At 28.2% G+C, this 2,205-nt stretch carries 1 pseudogene; it reads left to right on the top strand.

Annotation, left to right across the window (positions count from 1 at the left end):
• Positions 1 to 1,684 precede the first annotated feature (1,684 nt).
• Positions 1,685 to 1,999: pseudogene (locus ACEW7V_RS03240) on the top strand (metal ABC transporter solute-binding protein, Zn/Mn family); the annotation flags it as partial.
• Between the last annotated feature and the right edge of the window lie 206 nt (positions 2,000 to 2,205).

Genomic DNA, 2,205 nt, shown 5'->3' with positions numbered 1-2,205 from the left:
AGAATGTAATCCACTTACCACATGTATCACCTTATTCGCATTATGTAATATTTCAAATTACAAGAATAATTTCTGGCTGTAACGTAGGTCTTAATACTGTTTTTAATTTGCATTTCCACTGTTTTGTAACTTTAACCAAATACGAGGATCTGGTCCATGAGTATCATTCAAGTTTCATTTTCTTTCTTTACAAATGATTTCTTTAATTTTTTGATTTATAATCTCTTGGTATGCAATTTAATTTAATTATATGAGCGAATATCTGTTATGGGAAGATATTATTTTAGTTTAATGTAGTCTATTAATTGCACTAAATAGCTTTAATTTTTGCGATGTCTAGATATTTGGTTTTGTAATTGCGCGAATCAATTTACTTCCCATCGTTAATCAACTGGAATACTGATTATTCGTTTGATTCTTTCTGACATATCGTCCAAATGCTTGATTCAGTCTTACATGGTAGTAGCACGTTATTATTTCCGTGTCTTGAAGAAAATGGCAGTTGTTTTTGTCAAAGATGCGCGAATAGACAAAAATAACGTTAAAGGTTGTTTACAAGAAAATGATTATTTTTGCCTGTGTTTAATAAAATCCATAATTACAACTTCCTTTTGTCTTCGGGAATACTCTAAAATGATCTAAAATGGAACTATTTATAGAGGTAAAAACGATGCTATAAAAATATCTAATGATATGAAATTATAAATTATATTAAATCCATCATTAAAAATTTCACTTGACATACTGGTGATATACATTTGTACAAATTAGCCCTCATTATAATTAAATATTCTTGCTACTTTATTACAAATGTATATCCATAATTGTATCAAAATTGAAATTTTTAATGATGGATTTTACAAAGAAATCCCAAAACCACTAATTTATAATTTCATATCATTAGATATTTTTTATAACATCGTTTTTTACCTCACAAAATAGTTCCATTTTAGATCATTTTAAATCAATTCAGAAAGGTAAAAGGAGACCATAATTATGGATTTTTTATTAAACACAAAACAAAAAATAATCATTTTTCTTTTAAGCAACAATATCAACGTTGTTTTTGTCTATTCCTTTATCTTTGGACAAAGCTAATAATGCCAAACTGTTTCAAAAAGATTTACAAAAATAGTACCACTAATACCATGTTAAAAGATTTAGTCAAGCATTTAGTTGGTGATGTGGCAGAAGAAGAACAAAACGGTATCATCAAAAATCGGAAGGCATTCAAGTTGATTCTTTGATGGGAGTAGGAATTGATCTGCACAATTACAAACCAAATTATCAGATCGCAAAAAAATTAAAGAAGCTGATTTAGTTGTGATTAATGGACTGCATTTGGAAGCTAAAATGGCAGAAGCCTTCCGCTTTTAACGAATAATTCCTTTACCGTAGTGCAGTTAGATGAAAACGCATACCAAAAGTTATAAATCAAGAAGGCAAAGAGGAGGAACACATTAAAGAAAGAAAATATTAAGCGAGATGAAGATAATTATGGACCAGATCCTCATATTTGGTTTGATATGAATCTTTGGATTAAAGTTTTAAAACAATTAAAATACAAATTAAAAACAGTATTAAAAAAGACCTATTGTTTTAGTTGCTAAAAGGATATTGCTAATTTAAAAATAATTGCGACACATATGCACGAAAATTAAAATTATTAGATACATATGTAGGCAAGAAATTTAACGAATTAAAAAGGACAATTTTCTTCTCAAGGCAAAACATTTATTTTACTAGTTACTGCCATGATGCTTTTTCTTATTTAGCTAGAAAATATGATTTTGAATTAAGTCCAATTCAAGGAATTTCTACCCAAACAGAAGCCAGTATCAGCGATATTGAAGAATTAGCTAATAAACTGGTTGAAAACCAAGTAAAAGTTATTTTTTTAGAAAGTGCTTTTCCAGAAGAACGCTTGATTCTCTTAAGAATCTGTAAAAATAACTTTACTTGGTTTTCAACAGTTGTAGCTGATTCTTCGTATCGCTGATACTTTATTTCTGTTTGTAAATACTAGTGGTTTTAATTAATCATGTGCCCTACAATAAATGAAAATATCATGGGCAACAACAAAATAAATATTTTTGCTGCTGAAGAAAATTGTCCTTTAATTCGTTAAATTCTTCTTTTACGCTGTAATATCTAATATTTTGTTTTCAGACGCATGTGTCTGTTTTAACAAAGCAATAATAATAA

The sequence above is a fragment of the Areca yellow leaf disease phytoplasma genome, from assembly GCF_041920595.1.
The sequence above is the reverse complement of the archived record's forward strand: the minus strand, read 5'-3'. Positions and strand labels throughout refer to the sequence as shown.